The organism is Streptomyces cyaneochromogenes, from assembly GCF_003963535.1.
GTDB lineage: Bacteria > Actinomycetota > Actinomycetes > Streptomycetales > Streptomycetaceae > Streptomyces > Streptomyces shaanxiensis.
Genome location: NZ_CP034539.1, coordinates 6,285,218 through 6,303,522 on the forward strand (window position 1 = coordinate 6,285,218; position 18,305 = coordinate 6,303,522).

Here is an 18,305-nt window from a genome sequence, read left to right on the forward strand (position 1 = left end):
CCGCGCTTCGGAGTGTGACGGCGGAACACCTCCCTCAGCAGGAGCGTGAACCGGCCAAAAACACCAGAGGGCCCTGTTTCCGAAGTGACGGAAACAGGGCCCCGAGGTTAGGCCGGGAAAATCAGAACCGGCGCGTGATCAACGCCTTCTTCACCTCGGCGATCGCCTTCGTGACCTCAATACCGCGCGGGCAGGCGTCCGTGCAGTTGAACGTCGTGCGGCAGCGCCACACGCCGTCCTTGTCGTTGAGGATCTCCAGGCGCTGCTCGCCGGCCTCGTCACGCGAGTCGAAGATGAAGCGGTGCGCGTTGACGATGGCGGCCGGGCCGAAGTACTGGCCGTCGTTCCAGAAGACCGGGCAGGACGACGTGCACGCCGCGCAGAGGATGCACTTCGTGGTGTCGTCGAAGCGCTCGCGGTCCTCGGCCGTCTGGAAGCGCTCGCGCGTGGGCTCGTTCGTGTCCTTCGTGATGAGGAAGGGCATGACGTCCCGGTACGCCTGGAAGAACGGCTCCATGTCCACGACCAGGTCCTTCAGGACCGTCAGGCCCTTGATGGGCTCGACCGTGATCGGCTTCTCGGGGTTGATGTCCTTGATGAGGGTCTTGCAGGCAAGACGGTTCTTGCCGTTGATCCTCATCGCGTCCGAGCCGCAGATGCCGTGGGCGCAGGAGCGGCGGAAGGTCAGCGTGCCGTCCAGGTCCCACTTGATCTTGTGGAGGCCGTCGAGGACGCGCTCCTTCGGGTCGATCTCCAGCTGGAAGTCTTCCCAGACCGCCTCGGCCGAGACCTCCGGGTTGAAGCGGCGGACCCGGAAGGTGACCGTGATGTACGGGGACGCGGCGGACTCGGCCTCCACCTTGTCCATAACGGGGGTTGCCATCAGTACTTACGCTCCATCGGCTGGTAGCGGGTCTGGACGACCGGCTTGTAGTCCAGGCGCACGGTCTCGGTGCCGTCGTCGCCCACCTCGCGGTACGCCATGGTGTGGCGCATGAAGTTGACGTCGTCGCGGTTCGGGTAGTCCTCGCGGTAGTGACCGCCGCGGGACTCCTTGCGGGCCAGCGCGGAGACGGCCATGACCTCGGCCAGGTCGAGCAGGTTGCCGAGCTCGATGGCCTCCAGCAGGTCCGTGTTGAACCGCTTGCCCTTGTCCTGGATCGAGACGTTCTTGTAGCGCTCGCGCAGCTCCGCGATCTTCTCGACCGCCGTCTTGATCGTCTGTTCCGTGCGGAACACCATGACGTTGGCGTCCATGGTCTCCTGGAGCTCCTTGCGGAGCGTCGCCACCCGCTCGGTGCCGGTGGACGAGCGCAGGTTCTCCACCTGGTCGACCACGAGCTGCGCCGGGTCCTCCGGCAGCTCGACGAAGTCCGCCTTCTGGCTGTACTCCGCCGCCGCGATGCCGGCCCGGCGGCCGAACACGTTGATGTCCAGCAGCGAGTTGGTGCCCAGACGGTTCGCGCCGTGGACGGACACGCACGCCACCTCACCGGCCGCGTACAGACCCGGGACCACCGTGGTGTTGTCGAGGAGGACCTCACCCTCGACGTTCGTCGGGATGCCGCCCATCGCGTAGTGCGCGGTGGGCTGGATCGGGATCGGGTCCGTGTACGGCTCGATGCCGAGGTACGTACGGGCGAACTCGGTGATGTCCGGGAGCTTGGCGTCCAGCTGCTCCGGCGGGAGGTGCGTCAGGTCCAGGTAGACGTGGTCGCCCTCGGGACCGCAGCCGCGGCCCTCGCGGATCTCCGTGTAGATGGAGCGCGAGACGACGTCACGGGACGCGAGGTCCTTCATGACCGGCGCGTACTTCTCCATGAAGCGCTCGCCGTCCTTGTTGCGGAGGATGCCGCCCTCACCACGGGCGCCCTCCGTCAGCAGGATGCCCATGCGCCAGATGCCGGTCGGGTGGAACTGGAAGAACTCCATGTCCTCCAGCGGCAGACCCCGGCGGTAGACCGCCGCCTGGCCGTCACCCGTCAGCGTGTGCGCGTTCGACGTCACCTTGAAGAACTTGCCGCAGCCGCCGGACGCGTAGATCACGGCCTTCGCCTGGAAGACGTGGATCTCACCGGTGGCGAGCTCGTACGCGACGACGCCCGCCGACTTCTTGACGCCGTCGACCTCGGTGATCAGCTGGTCCAGGACGTAGAACTCGTTGAAGAACTCCACGCCCTCCTTGACGCAGTTCTGGTACAGCGTCTGGAGGATCATGTGGCCGGTGCGGTCCGCGGCGTAGCAGGACCGACGGACCGGGGCCTCGCCGTGGTTACGGCTGTGACCGCCGAAGCGGCGCTGGTCGATGGTGCCGTTCGGGGTCCGGTTGAACGGCAGGCCCATCTTCTCCAGGTCGAGGACCGAGTCGATGGCCTCCTTCGCCAGGATCTCGGCGGCGTCCTGGTCGACCAGGTAGTCACCGCCCTTGACCGTGTCGAAGGTGTGCCACTCCCAGTTGTCCTCCTCCACGTTGGCCAGCGCTGCGGCCATGCCGCCCTGCGCGGCGCCCGTGTGGGAGCGGGTGGGGTAGAGCTTGGTCAGCACGGCGGTGCGGCTGCGCTTGGTGGACTCGATGGCCGCGCGCATACCGGCGCCACCGGCGCCGACGATGACGGTGTCGTACTTGTGGATCTTCATGGTGGTTGCCTCAGCCCCGTGCCTAGCGGATGTTCGGGTCGAAGGTGAAGATCACCAGCGTGCCCAGCAGGATGGTGAACACCGTGGCGGTGTAGAGCAGGCCCTTCAGCCACAGGCGGGTGTTCGCGCGCTCCGCGTAGTCGTTGATGACCGTGCGCAGGCCGTTGGCGCCGTGCAGCATGGCGAGCCACAGCATCAGCAGGTCCCAGACCTGCCAGAACGGGCTCGCCCAGCGGCCCGCCACGAAGGCGAAGCCGATCTTCGACACGCCGCCGTCCAGCACCAGCTGGATGAGCAGGTGGCCGATGACCAGGACGACCAGGACGATGCCGGACAGGCGCATGAACAGCCAGGCGGCCATCTCGAAGTTGCCCCGGGTGGACCTCGGGGTCTTCTTGGTGCGCTTGCGCGGGGCCTCGATGTACGGGGCCGGGTTGTCGACGTTGTAGAGGGACTCGCCCTCGACCGGGCCGATACCGGTGGCGGTCTTCTCAGTGGTGGACATGCGCGTCAGCTCCCGAACAGTTCCTGAGCGGCGTGGCCGAGGACGGGGTAGATCGCCCCGAGCATCAGCACCAGCCAGAGGCCGACGACGGACCAGAGCATCTGCTTCTGGTAGCGCGGGCCCTTCGACCAGAAGTCGACAGCGATGACGCGGAGCCCGTTGAGCGCGTGGAAGAGGATGGCGGCGACGAGGCCGTACTCCAGCAGCGCGACGATCGGCGTCTTGTACGTGGCTACGACCTTGTCGTAGTCCTCGGGAGAGACGCGGACGAGAGCGGTGTCCAGCACGTGAACGAACAGGAAGAAGAAAATGAGGACGCCGGTGACTCGGTGAGCCACCCAGGACCACATTCCTTCCCGGCCGCGGTACAGCGTTCCAGCCGGCACGGAAGTTCCTCCGGGAGCGGGGATTGGGGCCGCGCCGGCTTGTGCTGTCGGTCGGGCCCGGCCGGGTACGGTCCACCGGCCCCCAGCATCGTATCCACGTGGCGCCGCGCGGCTTAGCGGGGGCCTGGGTATGTGATCAAACTGGCACGCGGATGGGGTATTGGCGGCTAATGGGGCGGGGTGTCCTGTTATTTGCCGGGTGCGGCGCCGTCTTGGCTGGTCGCGCCGTTCCCCGCGCCCCTCAGGGCGCGAACCAGCCGGCCTTTGGCGAGGCGCCGGAGTTCCTCTGCCGTCAGCACTCGTTCCTCGTCCGGATCGTTCGCCAATCGAGATCGGATGGCGTGCAGTACCTGGTCCAGAGCCTCTGCCGGCGACAGGTCGTCCACGTAGATGACGAAGGCGTGACCGAACTTGGCCTCGTATGCGGCGTTCGCGGCATTGAGAGCTGTATGGGCTGCTCCGTAGATCCCCTCCGGTAGTACCGGCAACGTTTCTGCTGCCAGTGCCTCCGCCAGGTCCGCCGGGGTCAGGTCGTACGCCGCCTCGTCCGAGGCCGCCAGGAGGGCGTCCAGGTCGGGGTAGGGGCGGTGGTCCGCGAGGCGGTCGGCCCAGCGGGGGCTGCGCAGGCAGGTGAGGAGGGTCTGCCGGACCTCGGCGGCGGGGGCGGTGTTGAAGGGCTCCAGCGCGTTCGCGGGCGGTGGAGTGCGGGTCTGCTCGGGGAGCGACGGTATGGCGACTCGGCCAGGAAGGTGTGTGGGCGTCACGTGGGTTTCGGCAGGGGAATTTGGGAAAGGAGTGGTGCTCACGTTATCGAGACTGGACGCGACGTGTCCGACCGATGCCCGAATTTCAGCCGAACGGGAGAGTTTCGGAACGTGTGGTGGACGCCCGAACGTGGCATCGGAGTTACGTTGGCGAGGTGATCCAGCACAAGCACAGGCGCCGGGCACCGGCGAAGAAGGCGCTGAAGCAGACCTGGGTGCTGATCGTCGCGGTGGTCCTCGTGACGGTCGGGGCCGGGGTGAGCCTGGGGCTCCTGGCCACCGGCGACGACCGGGAACCGGGCGGGTCGGAGCAGCGGAGGTCCGCCCCGGGGACCTCGGAGGCCGCCTCTTCGGCCGCCCCGAGAAAGCCGGCCGCACCCACTCCGTCACCCACTCGGACGTATCCGGTCTCGAAGGCTCCGCAGACCATTCCCGCAGTGACCTCCCACAGCGCAGCCCGGGGGCCCGGCTGGCGTCCCGCGCGCGGGGAGCGGGTCGTCGTGAGCGACGCGAAGCTCGCCGACGAGGGGCGGCTCGTCGCCGGTGAGCTGGGCCTGACGTACGCCGGTGAGAAGGAGGACTCGCGCGCCGGGGACGTGCGGCTGACCTTGGGCGGCAAGGGCGCCGACCCGGAGTCGTACACCATGACCGTGCGCGACGGGCGCGTCGCCATCAGCGGGCCGGGCGAGGCGGGCGTCTTCTACGGGACGCGGACGCTCAAGCAGGAGGTGCACGGCGGGGGCACGGCGCCGGAGGGCGTCGTGCGCGACGAGCCGGCCAAGCCCGTGCGCGGGTTCATGCTCGACATCGCCCGCAAGCACTTCACCGCGGACTGGATCGAGGACCGGGTGCGGGAGCTGGGCGACCTGAAGTTCAACCAGCTGGGGCTGCACTTCTCCGACGACCAGGGGTTCCGCATCGAGTCCGACTCGCACCCCGAGGTCGTCTCGTCGCAGCACCTGACGAAGGCGCAGGTCAGGAAGATCGTCGAGCTGGCGGAGAGCCGGCACATCACCGTCGTGCCGGAGATCGACTCGCCCGGGCATCTGGGGGCCGTCATCGCCGCACACCCCGATCTGCAGCTGCGCAATGCCGGCGGGGCCGCCACGCGCGGTGCCATCGACATCTCCAAGGCCGGGTCCGCCGAGATCGTCGACGATCTGCTGAACGAGTACGCCGGTCTCTTCCCGGGGAGCCAGTGGCACCTCGGCGCCGACGAGTACCAGGCCCTCGTCGTCTCGAACCCCGAGGCCTCCTACCCGCAGCTCGCCACCGCTGCCCGTCAGGCCTACGGCTCCGGCGCCACCGTCGCCGACCTCGCCACCGGATGGCTCAACGACCGCGCCGCCACCGTCCGCGCCCACGACCGCACGGCGCGGGCCTGGAACGACGGGTTCTTCCGGAACACGTCCGTCCAGCCGGACAAGGACATCCAGGTGGCGTACTGGACGGGCAAGGAGATCGGGGCGCGGGTGCCGGTGGAGTACCTGCGCGCCGGGCGGAAGCTGATCAACTACAACGACGAGTTCCTCTACTACGTGCTGGGGCAGCCGCAGACCTTCGTCTATCCGACGGGGCAGCGGATCTACGAGCAGTGGACGCCGCGCGTCGTGCGCGGGACGACGGCCGTGCCGGAGACCTACGACGACCAGATCCTGGGCGGGTCCTTCGCGGTGTGGTGCGATCTGGCGAACTCGCAGACGCAGGCCCAGGTCGCCGCCGGGATCCGGATGCCGCTGCGGGCGCTGGTCCAGAAGCTCTGGGACGAGGGGGCACCGGAGTTGTCCTGGGTGCAGTTCAGGGCACTGGCGGACCGGCTGGGCTGAGCCGCGGACCGGGCTGTGGATTGGCCCATACGGCTGCGGACCCCTGTACGACTGTGGTGTATTCGGCCCGAGCCGAAACCGAACAGCCAGGGGGAACCGGGATGGGCTACTGGGGGTACTTCGTCGTGGGCCGCGGGGAGCGGCCGCTGGCGGAGCTGGACGCGCTGGGGGGCGCCGAGGGCATGGCCCTGCGCGATTCCGCGCCGGGCGGCTGGCAGGTGTGGGAGTACCCGAGCGGGGACGGCGAGGTCGGGAACATGAACGACCTGGCACGCGAGACCGGGGCGCCCGCGCTCTTCGGGTACGTCATGGACAGCGACTGCGTGGTCGTGGAGGCCGCGGCGCCGGAGAGCGGGGCGTGGACGACCTGTCTGGCGCGCGCCGCCATGGCCGGGTACCTCGGCGCCGGGGACGAGGGGCTCACGCTGGAGGACTACTTCCTGGAACCGCAGGACGCCGCCGAGCGGGCCGTCGCCTGGGCGGCGGAGGCGGGGCACGAGGTGAACGCCGAGTCGGTCATCGACGTATTCACCGCTGATGCGGACCCATTGGCCGAAAACCTCTTCTTCCGGCTGCTCGATCGGCTCGGGGTCGTGCCGCTGTGACACTCACGGGCCGTCGCACGCAGTAAGGGGCGGTGCGGGCTCCGTTAGGAAGGTGCCCGCCAGGGGCCTGTGCGGGGACCCCGACCCTCGTGAACGACCCGCTTAGGGAGGCGTGGATGAGCCTGGTGGAACTGATCGCTCAGGCCGACGAACGCGGACTGGCCGCCAGCGGGTTGGCTTGTTTGGATCGGTGTGTGCCCCTGTTGGGCGGTGACGACGAGGTGCTGCGGCCGCTGTGGGCCAACCTCGCGGCGGGCGGCGACCCGGCCGAGTGGGGCGGACTGCTGGAGCAGGCGCGCTCGAAGCTGGGCGTCGCGGAGATCGTGGACGACGAGGACATCGAGGACGAGGCCGCGCTGCTCGCCCGGCGGATGCTGGCCGCCGCCCCGGCCGTCCGGTCTGCCGCCGAGGCGAGGATATGGGCCGACGCCTGCTCGGTCGCCTCGCTGCAGATACACCGGCTGCTCGACCCCGCGGACGACGACGCGTCCTCGGCGGGCGCCCTTCCCCAGGCGCTCAACTCCGTGCGCGCGGGCGGGGCACCCGCGACGGGCCGTACGGCGGGCATGTCGCCGCTCGTCGCCGCCGAACTGCGCCGCCAGGTCAGCGTTCTGGAGCTCCTCGCCGGACATGGCGTGGGCGGGCTGCGCCGGGCGCTGGAGGTGTCGACGGAGGGGCGGCGCGTGCTGCGCGCGGTGGTGTCGCGGAGGGCCCGGGGGAAGGGCTGACGTCCTTGGGCCGGGGTGGGCGCCTTTGAGCGGGGCCTGCGCGGGCCTGCGCCCTGACTCACCCCGATTCGCCCTGATCGCGTCCCGCTGTCAGCGCACCAGCCACTTCACCACCGCGTCGCCGTACTCGGCCGTCCTCACGTAGAAGGCGGTCAGATCGCGGTGCGTCGCCGCGAAGAGGCCACGCACCTGGGGCTCCGGGTCGGGCACGTCGTACGGCTGGAGCAGGCGCACGCGCGCGTGCCGCCACAGGTCGTCGAAGTCGGCCGCTCTGAGGAACCCGGCGACCTCGGTCACCTGGGACGCGGTGAGCAGCTGGAACGGTGGCAGGGCGGAGTCGGTGGGGAACACCGGGCGGCCGCCGAGGACCACTTGGGTACAGGGGCCGTCCGGTGTCCGGTTGGGCGGGATGCCGGAGTAGAGGAGTTCGAACTCGGCGTACTGCCTGTCCAGCACCTCCTCGCGATGCCGGCCGATCCGCTCCCGCACGGTGTCCCAGTCGTCCTCGAAGAGGCGCTGGAACCAGGTCGCGCTGTTGCGCAGGGCCGGGGGCGGCACCGCGCGCAGATGGAAGTACATGCTCATCAGTGACTGGAGCGCACGGCAGCGGCGAATCGTCACCCTCGCGTCAACCTGGGCTGCCGCGTAAACCTGGTTCCTGGGGGAGTCCTGTGGCTGTCGTGGGAGTGAGGTGGGGCGGTCCTGCACCGGTCCCGGGAAGCCGCCGGATCCGGGTGACGAAAAGCTGTTCGCCCACGCTCTCCAGGGTGTGACGACTCAAGCGGAGACCAGGCCTTCAGCCGCGACCAAGCCGGTGCGGTGGGCGGCGGACGCGGTGGCGATGCTGCGCGAGGGAGCGCGGCTGCGGCTCGACTACTCGGCGCAGAGCCTGTGGCGGGTCGACCGGATGATCGAGGGCCTGCGCGGCGAGGGAACGCCGCAGGCCGCCGTGGAGAGCACGTTGCGCGGTCTGGGCGCGTACGCCGGTGAGGTGATCGTCCGTCAGACCGGCGCCGAGTGGTGGGCGTCGGGCGGCGACCACTGGATCCGTACGCCCGACGGCAAGCTGTGGGACCCGATCGAGGAGGCGCGGCGGTGCTTCGCGGGCGACGGGTCGCTGCGGCTGCTGTGCCGGGACGCGACGGCTGGGCAGCCCTGGCGGTGACGCGCGCGGGTGGAGCCGGTCGTCCCGTCCGCTCCGCCCCGGCCGCCCGTCACTGGGCGCCGGCTGCCGGAGTCGGCAACTCGCCCATGCAGGTGGCCCTGCCGTACGTGCCGGAGGCCGTGGCGCTCTGGACGTGGCGGCCCTTGATGGCCAGTGCGCACCGGGCCTGGCCGCCCTTGCCGTCCAGGACGATGCTGACGACGGGAGCCTTGCCGAGCGGGACCTCGACGGTCTTCTTCCAGGGCAGCTCGACGTCCTTGTCGACGGTTGCCTTCCCCTCCTCGCTGCGCGCGAGGTAGCTGACCTCGACCCGGCCCTCGCCGGTGACCTCGTACGTCACGGCGGCGGTCGGCGTGTCCGACTCGGCCTTGCCGTCCCCCGCGTCCGAGGTGCCGAGGCCGCCCAGCACCCCGAACAGAACGAGTCCGAGGCAGGCGGCCAGGGCCGCGCCGGCGACGACGAGGGCGCTGCGATCGCCGCCGGCCGACTTTTCCTTGCCGGTCTCTTCCCCGGTCGGTTCCCCGGTCTCTTCCCCGGTCTCTTCCTCGGTCGGTTCCTCGGTCGGTTCCTGGGTTTCGGTGGCTGACATGACGGACCTGGCTTTCGTCGTTGTTTCGTCGGACAGGGGTAATTCGCGCCTGGAAACCGAGTGCGAATCGCGCGGTTATACCTCAGGCGGAATGATCGATTCCAATCCATGGACACAACGGACAAACGGCCAGGTCGTATGCGGCCTCATGTCCGAACTGCCACCGAGTGCCCCCAATGTCGAAGCGTTTGACGTGCACGTTTGCATCTGATTAGACATGCGGCGCTTCGCGCCCTCCGCGCGGGCATGGCCGGTCGGGAATACCCGTCCGGCGGCTTGGTGTGCCCTTATTCCCGCGCAAACGCCCGGGGGGTGCGCCGCAGATGAAAGGGCACTGGGCGTGAAAGTCCGATACGGGAGAATAATCTCCTGCCTTGTCGTTTCGGCGGTGGTGACAACCGCGCTTCCGCAACTCGCTTACGCCGCACCCGCGGTGGCGAATTCCGGCGATGACGGCAAGGGCGTCATCGACTCGGTCGCCGACTGGTTCGGCGACGACGAGGGCGACGACAAGCCTCCGTCGCACGACGAGTTGGAGGTGGCCGACCGGCAGAAGCTGCCGAAGGGGAAGGCCGCTCCGAAGGCGAAGCGGGTCAAGGAGCTGACGGGCAAGCGCACGGCGAACGCGCGGTTCTGGCAGTTGTCCGACGGCCGGGTGGAGGCGGAGCTGTCGGCAGTGCCGACCTCCTACCGTTCCGGCACGGGCAAGAAGGCGGACTGGAAGTCGATCGACACGACGGTCCGTGACTCGAAGGCGAAGGGTTTCGAGTTCGCCAACACCACGAACAACGGGCGCAGTTGGTTCAGCGACGACGCCGACCGGCTGGTCAAGTTCCGCGCGCCGGACGGCCGTACCGTCACCCTCGGTCTGGACGGAGCGGACAAGGCTCTCGCCCCGAAGGCCAAGGGCTCCACGGTCACGTACGAGAACGCGGTGCACGGCGCGGATCTGGAGTACGTGGTCGGTCCGGGCCGGGTGAAGGAGAACATCGTCCTGGCCGAACGGCCGGACGGGCCGCTGAAGTTCACGTTCACGCTGGACACCGACGGTCTGATGCCGAAGGCGCGTAAGGACGGCTCCGTCGCGCTGTACGGTGCGCTGCCGAACACGCCGGTGATGGTGATTCCGGCGCCGTACATGACGGACGCGAAGAAGGCGGACGCTTCCGTCTTCGGGCGGACCTACAGCACGAAGGTCACGCAGAAGCTGACCCGGGACGGCAAGTCCTGGAAGCTGACGGTGACTCCGGACGCGAAGTGGCTGGCGGCGAAGGAGCGTCAGTACCCGGTCGTCATCGACCCGACGATCACGATCGCGCCGACGCCGTCGCAGTCCCAGGACACGATGGTGCTGTCGGACCAGCCGACGACCAACTTCAACACCTCCTGGAAGCTGTCCGCGGGCCGCACGTCGAGCACGGCGAACTCCCGCTCGCTGATCAAGTTCCCGCTGAGCGAGATCCCGTCGGGCACGAACATCGACTCCGCGCGGCTGGAGATGTACTTCGACCAGGCGCACACCACGGGCGGCACCGACGCGACGATCGGTGTCTACCGGGCCACGGGTGCCTGGGACGAGACGACGGCGACGTGGAACAACACCAGCTCGCTGGCGGGTGAGCTGTCCGGTACCAGCGTGCAGGTGGACGACGGCGACGCGGGTACGACGGCCGCGACCGGCTCCTGGCCGACGTCGGGTTCGTCGCTGGCGCAGTACGGGATCGGCAGCGACTACCGGTTCAACAAGGACACGGTGGCCGGGGACAGCTACACCTGGCAGCCGAACCTGCCGGAGACTGCCTCCTACCGGGTCGACGTGCACTACGTGGCCGCCACCGACCGGGCCACCAACGCGCCCTACACGGTGACCGGCCAGGACGGCGCGGCCACCTACACCGTCAATCAGCAGTCCGGCACCAACGGGGTGTGGGCGTCGCTGAACGGCGGCTCGCAGATCGACTTCAACAAGGGAACGGCCGGCAAGGTCGCCCTCGGCGACGGACCGGCGTCCTCGACGACGTCGGTGATCGCGGACGCGGTGCGCTGGGTGAACCCGGCGTCGATCGTGAAGAACGCCGGTGAGTACAGCCAGTGGCACAAGTTCCCGGTGACCGACACCGTGCAGCAGTGGCTGGACGGCACCTCGGTCAACAACGGCTTCGTGCTGAAGTCGACGAACGAGACGTCCGGCGCGCTGGGCGGTCCGCGTTACGAAGCCGGTGACGGCGACTACGGCGGTGAGACGTCGACGATCCCGCGGCTGACGGTGACGTACGGCAAGGTCGGAACGACGCTGAACTCGCCGACCGTGGTGCACGGCACCGGTCCGGAGCTGAGCTGGAAGGCGTACTCCAACAGCACCGGTGACCCGGACCTGGACATCGCCGAGTACCAGTTGCACCGCTCCACGCAGCAGGTGTTCACGCCGTCGGCGGCCACCCTGGTGGCACCGATCGCCAAGACCGTGACGGCCTACACCGACACCACCGCCGTACCGACCCCGGACTCCTCCTCGGTGGAGATCGGCAAGTCGTACTACTACCAGCTCGCGGTCAAGACCTCGGACGGGCAGCTGCTCGGCTCGCCCACCCGCACCGTCGGCATCCCCAAGGCCGGCCGCACCATGCGGCTGATCCAGGGCACCGCGGCCTCGGTGGCCGACACCACGCTGTCGTCGGCGACACCGAGCACCAACCTGGACACCATCAGCCGGGACGGTGTGGGCCAGAAGTGGCTCAGCGTGGGCAACAACACGCCCACCAGCACCACCGAGAAGACCCGTGCGGTGATGAAGTTCCCCACCACCGCGGTCCCGACCACGGCCACGGTGCTGGAGTCGCGGCTGTTCATGTGGGGCGCGGAGACCACCACCAAGACCAACGGCGCGATCTATGAACTGCACGGTCTGACCAGGGACTTCACCGAGACCCAGGCGACCTGGAACAGCGCCGCCACCGGCACGGCGTGGACGACGGCGGGCGGCGACTTCTCCGCCACCGTCTCCGACACCGTCGCCTCCGTCTCGGACGTGGGCCGGCACTGGTGGGACGCCACGTCGCTGACCCAGGGCTGGACCAAGACCCCGTCGTCCAACAAGGGCGCGATGGTCAAGCTGAAGGACGAGACGTCCACCGGTCCGCAGGAGCAGACGGTGTTCCTGGCCTCGGAGGCCGCCGACCAGCAGATCGGCCCGCTGCTGCGGGTGATCTACGTCGACTCCACCACCGAGGACACCTACTACGCGCCGCAGACCCCGGCCCGGATGACCCCGAACTCGACCTACACGGTCCAGTTCACGGTCACCAACACCACCTCGAGTGCGTGGGCGAGCGGTGAGCGGGTGCTGTCGTACACCTGGAAGCTCCCGGACGGCACGGACGTGACGAACGGCGGCAACCAGGCCTCGACGGCGATTCCGGCTCTGTCGCCGGGCTCGTCGGCGACGATCCAGGCGCAGGTCAAGACGCCGATCAACTCCGACTCGGGCAACAAGCGCACCGAGTACGTGCTCGGCTGGGACGTCAAGAAGGTCTCCGACGGCAGCTGGCTGTCCGCCGGAACCGGCGGCATCCCGGCTCTGAAGCAGAACGTGGCGGTCGAGGACCCGACCTCCGACCGTCTGGGTCTGGAGAAGTTCTACTCCTACACCGGCAAGAACACCGGTGCCGGCTCCACGGTGATGAACAACCTCGCCTCCGGCAACAGCGTCTGGTCCTACAACGCGTTCGCCAACCCGGGGCGCGGGCTGAACACCTTCGCGCGGTTCGCCTACAACTCCCTCGACACCAGCGACACCGTCTCCGGTGCGGGCTGGTCGGCGCAGCTGGCGGGCCCGATCCGGTTGGGCTCCTCGCTGGACTTCCACCCCAACCCGAACGCCAACGCGACCGAGATCCGGCTGCCCGACGGTGACGGCACCACGCACGTCTTCCGCAAGCAGGCCGACAGCACCTGGAAGGCCCCGGCGGGCGTCCACTACAAGGTCACGATGAAGGCGGGCCTGGACTGCACGCCGACCAAGGACCCGATTCCGGACGCCTGGACCATGCTGCGTCCGGACGGCACGCGCTTCCTCTTCGGCTGCGACGGCTACCTGACGTCGATCGTGGACCGCAACGGGAACACGCAGACGTACACGTACGAGGAGCGCAGGTCCAACAACAAGCCGACCAAGTTCCTCAAGTACGTCACCGACCCGTCCGGCCGGCAGTCGCTGGCGGTCGACTACTACGACAAGGCCGAGGCACCCTTCCCGAAGGTCGAGGACCATGTCCAGTCGATGACGGACATCTCGGGCAGGAAGATCACCTTCGAGTACTCGGACCAGGCGCTGCTGACGAAGCTGACCGATGGTGTGGGCTCTTCCCAGCCGAAGGTGTTCGGCTTCACCTACGACGCCACCCAGGGCAAGAAGAACGTCAAGCTCGTCAAGGTCACCGACCCGCGCAACAACGACACGAACCTGGAGTACTACGCCCCGCAGGCGGGTGACGACCCGAAGTACCACTGGTGGACGAAGACCGTCACGGACCGCCTCCAGGGCAGCACCGGTTTCGCCTACGCGGTGAACACCACGAACACCAACTTCACCGACACCACGGTCACCGACGCCGAGACGAACCAGACGAAGTACGTCACCGACGACTTCGCCCGCCCGGTCCAGGCGACCAACGCCAAGTCCCAGACCACCAAGATGAGCTGGGACGCCGACAACAACGTCACGTATCTGGAGGAGGACAACGGCGCCAAGACCGCGTACTGCTACGACCAGAAGACGGGCTACCCGCTCTGGCAGCGCGACGCGGAGAACAACAAGTCCGGCGTCCCGCCGGCGTCCGACTGCGCTCCGGGCACCTACCCGACGAACGCGGTCAAGTACGAGTACCAGACGCGTGCCGACGGCTACTCCGCCGACCTGTTCCGCAAGACCTCGCCACAGGGCCGCCAGTGGCAGTTCGGCTATGACACCTTCGGCAACCTGAAGACGGTCACCGACCCGAAGGGCGTCGCGACCGCGACGGCCGGCGACTACACGCTCAACTACGAGTACGACGCCTACGGCCAGCTGACCAAGGCGACCGACGCCAACGGCAACCCGACCACGAACAGCGACTTCGGTCCGACGGGCTACCCGAGGACGATCACCGACGCGCTGGGCAAGGCGACGACGTACGTGTACGACGAGCGCGGCCAGGTCCGGGAGGTCACCAACACCCTCGGCAAGAAGACCACGCAGACGTACGACACGTTCGGGCGTCCGCTGGTCACGACCGCGCCCAAGGACCAGAACGCCGGTCTGCTGATCACCACTCCGGCGCCGGAGTACGACGCCAACGACAACATCACCAAGTCGACGGCGCCCAACGGCGCGGTGTCCACGGCCGTCTACGACGCCGCCGACCAGGTCACCTCGGCGACGGCACCGGCCAACAACCAGACCGATCCGCGCAGGACGGCCTACACCTACGACAAGGTCGGCAACCTCAAGACGACGACCGAGCCCAAGGGCACGCTGACCACGTCGGACCTGACCGACTACGTCACCACCCACCACTACGACGCGATCTACCAGCTCACGTCCGTGGTGAACGCCAAGGGCGACAAGATCTCCTACGAGTACGACAACGTCGGCAACCTCGTGACGGTGATCGACCCCAAGAAGACCGCCACGGCGGACACCACCGACTACACGACCAAGACCGCCCATGACCTGAACCACCGGGTCACCCAGGTCACGGACGCGGCCGGCAAGATCGCCAAGCAGACCTACGACAAGGACTCGCTGGTCGTCACGAAGACCGACAAGGAGAACAACACCACCACCATCACCTACGACGAGCGCGGCAAGCCCGTCGAGGTCAAGGTCCCGTACGAGGGCACCACGACCCGCTCGACGAAGTACGAGTACGACCAGGTGGGCAACACCACCCGGGTGATCACCCCGCGTGGTGTGGCGACGGCCAACGCGGACGACTTCGCGGTGCGCACGACGTACGACGAACTGAACCGCCCCAAGCGGAAGTACCAGCCGTACGACCCGAACGACACCCGCTACAACCGCACGGACGTCTACACGGAGATCACCTACGACGAGGTGGGCCGGGTCGCCAAGACCTCGCTGCCGCCGTCCGACGGGCAGACCGTCCGTAATGACACCACCTACGAGTACTTCGACAACGGCTGGGTGAAGAAGTCCACGGACCCGTGGGCCATCGCCGCCAGCTACGACTACACCGACCTGGGCCAGCAGAAGGCCCGCACGCTGACCTCGGCGGGCGGTTCCTCCGACCGGACCATGACGTGGTCGTACTACACGGACGGCTCGTTGAAGACGAAGTCGGACGACGGTGTGCCGGTGGGCAAGTCGGTGGTCCTGGTGGACAACTCCGACACCCAGCACACCTCTACGACCGGCACCTGGGCGACCGGCAACATCACCGACCAGCAGGGCTACAACCACCGCACCCACGCGGCGGGCACCGGCACGGACGCCTTCACGTGGACGCTCAACATCCCCAAGGACGGCACCTACACCGCATATGTGAAGTACCCGCAGGTGACGGGCGCGGCGACCGGGGCGAAGTACACCCTGTCGCAGGGCACCACCACCCACCCGTCGGTGACCAAGGACCAGAACGCGGCCACCGGCACCTGGGTCTCGCTCGGCAGCTACAGCCTCAAGCAGGGCAACGACGCCAAGCTGAAGCTGGAGCAGAGCAGCACGGGCATCGCCGTGGCCGACGGCGTCAAGCTGGTGCGTGACACCACCGGCGAGACGGACAGCGAGAAGAAGGCCTTCACCTACGAGTACGACGTCAACGGCAACCTGATCTCGGTGGACGACACCTCGTCCGGTGCCGCGATCGACGACTACACGGTCGCCTACACCGGGCTGAACCAGGTGCAGAAGGTGACCGAGTCGCTGGCCGGGCAGGAGAAGAAGGCCACGACGTACACGTACGACACCAACGGGCAGCCGGAGACGGTGACCCACCCGGCGCAGTACTCCGCCTACACCTACGACCTGCGGAGCCTGGTGAAGACGGTGTCGGTCGGCAAGACGCCCACCGACTCCTCGCCGAAGGTGACGTCGTACACCTACACCGACCGCGGCCAGAAGCTGAAGGAGACCAAGGCCAACGGCAACACCGTCGACCACACGTACTTCCTCAACGGTGCGCTGAAGTCGACCACGGAGAAGAAGGGCAACGGCACGCTCGTCGCCTCGCACACCTACGCCTATGACGCCAACGGCAACAAGGCGCAGGACGTGGCGAAGAAGATGAACGCCGACAACCACGCGGCCTACCTGGAGTCGACGACGAACTACAGCTACGACCCCGTCAACCGCCTCTCCCAGGCGGTCAAGACCGGCAACGGCGCGACCACGGAGACGTACGTCCACGACGACAACGCCAACGTCATCAGGCAGACGGTCAAGGACGTCGAGTCGATCTTCTCCTACGACCGCAACCGGCTGCTGACGGCGACCACGTCGGGCGTCACGGCCAACTACAACTACGACCCCTTCGGCCGCCAGGAGTCGGTGACCGCCGACGGCAAGGTGATCGAGCGGAGCGTGTACGACGGCTTCGACCACGTCGTGGAGTCCCAGAAGATGGACTCGACGGGCGCGACGAAGACGACCAAGTACACCTTCGACCCGCTCGACCGCACCAAGTCGAAGACCGCCGACGGCAAGACCACCGACTTCACCTACCTCGGCATGTCCGGCGAGGTGCTGACGGAGGAGGTCGCCGGACAGCTGACCAAGTCGTACCAGTACAGCCCGTGGGGTGAGCGCCTGTCCCAGGTGACGCACAACACGGACGGCACGACCGAGTCCGGCTACTACGGCTACAACAGCCATTTGGACGTCGAGACTGTCACCGACAGCAACGGTGACACCGAGGCGACCTACGGCTACACGGCCTACGGCGCGAACGACACCTCGGAGTTCACGGGTGCCGACAAGCCTGACGCCGCCGACCCGACGAAGGAGCCGTACAACCCCTACCGCTTCAACGCCAAGCGCTGGGACGTGTCCTCGGGCACGTACGACATGGGCTTCCGTGACTACAACCCGGGGCTGAACCGCTTCACCACCCGGGACATGTACAACGGCGCCCTGGCCGACATGAACCTCGGCGTGGATCCGTTCACCGGCAACCGGTACGCGTTCGGCGGGGGCAACCCGACGAACCGGATCGAGTACGACGGTCATCAGTCCATCGAGTGCGCCACCGGTGTCTACACCGAATGCCGCAACGGTGTGCCGACCGAGGACTCGGTCTACCACCCGGAGCGGGTGGAGCAGGGGCCGTCGACCGCGCAGATCGTCGACACCTGGATCGCGGAGAAGGTCGCCTCGCCGATCCCCGAGGCGTTCCTCGACGACCTCGGTGCCCGTGACCAGGCTCGCGTCATCGCATGGAACGCGGGGCTGCAGGACGTGTCCACCACGATCCGGCAGCTGAACCAGTACGTCACGCCGACCATGGCCACGCTGGAGGTCTTCGCCGACGCCCGCAAGCAGTTCAAGGATTGGGAGAAGTCCGACGATCCCACCTTGAAGAAGATGGGCCAGCGGGGCACCGCGTTCATGGAGAGCTCCAAGGCCGCCAAGTGGGTGGGCGCCGCCGCCGACACCAAGTCGTTCCGGGGCGCAGCCAAGGGCTCGGCCGCTCTGGAGACCGTCGCGTCCTTCATCGACGAGGTACTCGGCGGTGAGGATGTGGTCACGGCGGCGGGGAAGTCGATCGTGCAGGGCAGCTTCGTCGGCGGTGGTACGGCGGCCGGTGCCTATGCCGGTCTCGCCTGTGGCCCTCTCGCTCCGGTCTGCGTGCCGGCGGGCGCCGCGGGCGGCGCCTGGATCGGCGGAGAGCTCGGCGGAATGCTGAATGGTCAACTCGAGGAATGGGGTGTCTGGGAGTGGACCGACGGTCTCACGAAGCACGACTGATCATTTGATCGCCGCTCTCCGGAGAATTCCGGGAACTCCCGGGATTTCCCGGTGAATCAGGGAACGGGCGGCCTGGAAAGGCCGCCCGTGTCCCCTTTGAGTCAAATGTCCATGGGGTGAGCGGGGAATGGATACTGA

The 18,305-nt window shown here is 68.0% G+C and carries 12 protein-coding genes; 5 read left to right on the forward strand and 7 right to left on the reverse strand.

Annotated elements, in window-relative coordinates:
- Positions 1 to 121 precede the first annotated feature (121 nt).
- The 5 genes from EJ357_RS28750 to EJ357_RS28770 form a co-directional block, all read right to left on the reverse strand.
- Positions 122 to 883: a succinate dehydrogenase iron-sulfur subunit gene (locus EJ357_RS28750; RefSeq protein ID WP_126394427.1), complete on the reverse strand. Its 762-nt coding sequence runs from the start codon at positions 881 to 883 to the stop codon at positions 122 to 124.
- Entirely contained in the window at positions 883 to 2,637 is a 1,755-nt protein-coding gene (sdhA, locus tag EJ357_RS28755) for a succinate dehydrogenase flavoprotein subunit (RefSeq protein WP_126394428.1), read from the reverse strand. Before sdhA ends, EJ357_RS28750 begins: the two co-directional genes overlap by 1 nt.
- Before the next feature lie 22 nt (positions 2,638 to 2,659).
- Entirely contained in the window at positions 2,660 to 3,142 is a 483-nt protein-coding gene (locus EJ357_RS28760; RefSeq protein ID WP_126394429.1) for a succinate dehydrogenase hydrophobic membrane anchor subunit, read from the reverse strand.
- 5 nt (positions 3,143 to 3,147) lie between these two features.
- A complete protein-coding gene (gene sdhC / locus EJ357_RS28765; protein WP_079056196.1) occupies positions 3,148 to 3,528 on the reverse strand; it encodes a succinate dehydrogenase, cytochrome b556 subunit in 381 nt (126 codons plus the stop codon).
- 188 nt (positions 3,529 to 3,716) lie between these two features.
- Entirely contained in the window at positions 3,717 to 4,292 is a 576-nt protein-coding gene (locus EJ357_RS28770) for a 2-oxo-4-hydroxy-4-carboxy-5-ureidoimidazoline decarboxylase (RefSeq protein WP_126394430.1), read from the reverse strand.
- A 215-nt stretch (positions 4,293 to 4,507) separates the two neighbouring features.
- Here EJ357_RS28770 and EJ357_RS28775 point away from each other — a divergent pair, with 215 nt between their 5' ends.
- From EJ357_RS28775 to EJ357_RS28785, 3 genes are all read left to right on the forward strand, one after another.
- A complete protein-coding gene (locus EJ357_RS28775; RefSeq protein ID WP_228473204.1) occupies positions 4,508 to 6,118 on the forward strand; it encodes a beta-N-acetylhexosaminidase in 1,611 nt (536 codons plus the stop codon).
- Positions 6,119 to 6,219: 101 nt separating this feature from the next.
- Positions 6,220 to 6,723: a hypothetical protein gene (locus EJ357_RS28780; RefSeq protein WP_126394432.1), complete on the forward strand. Its 504-nt coding sequence runs from the start codon at positions 6,220 to 6,222 to the stop codon at positions 6,721 to 6,723.
- 116 nt (positions 6,724 to 6,839) lie between these two features.
- Positions 6,840 to 7,451, forward strand: a complete 612-nt coding sequence (locus tag EJ357_RS28785) for a hypothetical protein (protein ID WP_126394433.1) — start codon at positions 6,840 to 6,842, stop codon at positions 7,449 to 7,451.
- A 90-nt stretch (positions 7,452 to 7,541) separates the two neighbouring features.
- On the opposite strand, the gene EJ357_RS28790 is transcribed toward EJ357_RS28785, so the two are convergent.
- The gene (locus tag EJ357_RS28790) at positions 7,542 to 8,036 is read right to left on the reverse strand and encodes a DUF1877 family protein (protein WP_126394434.1); all 495 of its coding nucleotides are present in this window, start codon (positions 8,034 to 8,036) and stop codon (positions 7,542 to 7,544) included.
- Positions 8,037 to 8,220: 184 nt separating this feature from the next.
- On the opposite strand from EJ357_RS28790, the gene EJ357_RS28795 reads away from it, so the two are divergent.
- Positions 8,221 to 8,616, forward strand: a complete 396-nt coding sequence (locus EJ357_RS28795) for a hypothetical protein (protein ID WP_175647554.1) — start codon at positions 8,221 to 8,223, stop codon at positions 8,614 to 8,616.
- Positions 8,617 to 8,665: 49 nt separating this feature from the next.
- On the opposite strand, the gene EJ357_RS28800 is transcribed toward EJ357_RS28795, so the two are convergent.
- Positions 8,666 to 9,205, reverse strand: a complete 540-nt coding sequence (locus EJ357_RS28800) for a hypothetical protein (protein WP_228472635.1) — start codon at positions 9,203 to 9,205, stop codon at positions 8,666 to 8,668.
- A 1,345-nt stretch (positions 9,206 to 10,550) separates the two neighbouring features.
- Here EJ357_RS28800 and EJ357_RS28805 point away from each other — a divergent pair.
- The gene (locus EJ357_RS28805; RefSeq protein ID WP_228473205.1) at positions 10,551 to 18,167 is read left to right on the forward strand and encodes a golvesin C-terminal-like domain-containing protein; all 7,617 of its coding nucleotides are present in this window, start codon (positions 10,551 to 10,553) and stop codon (positions 18,165 to 18,167) included.
- Positions 18,168 to 18,305: the final 138 nt, after the last annotated feature.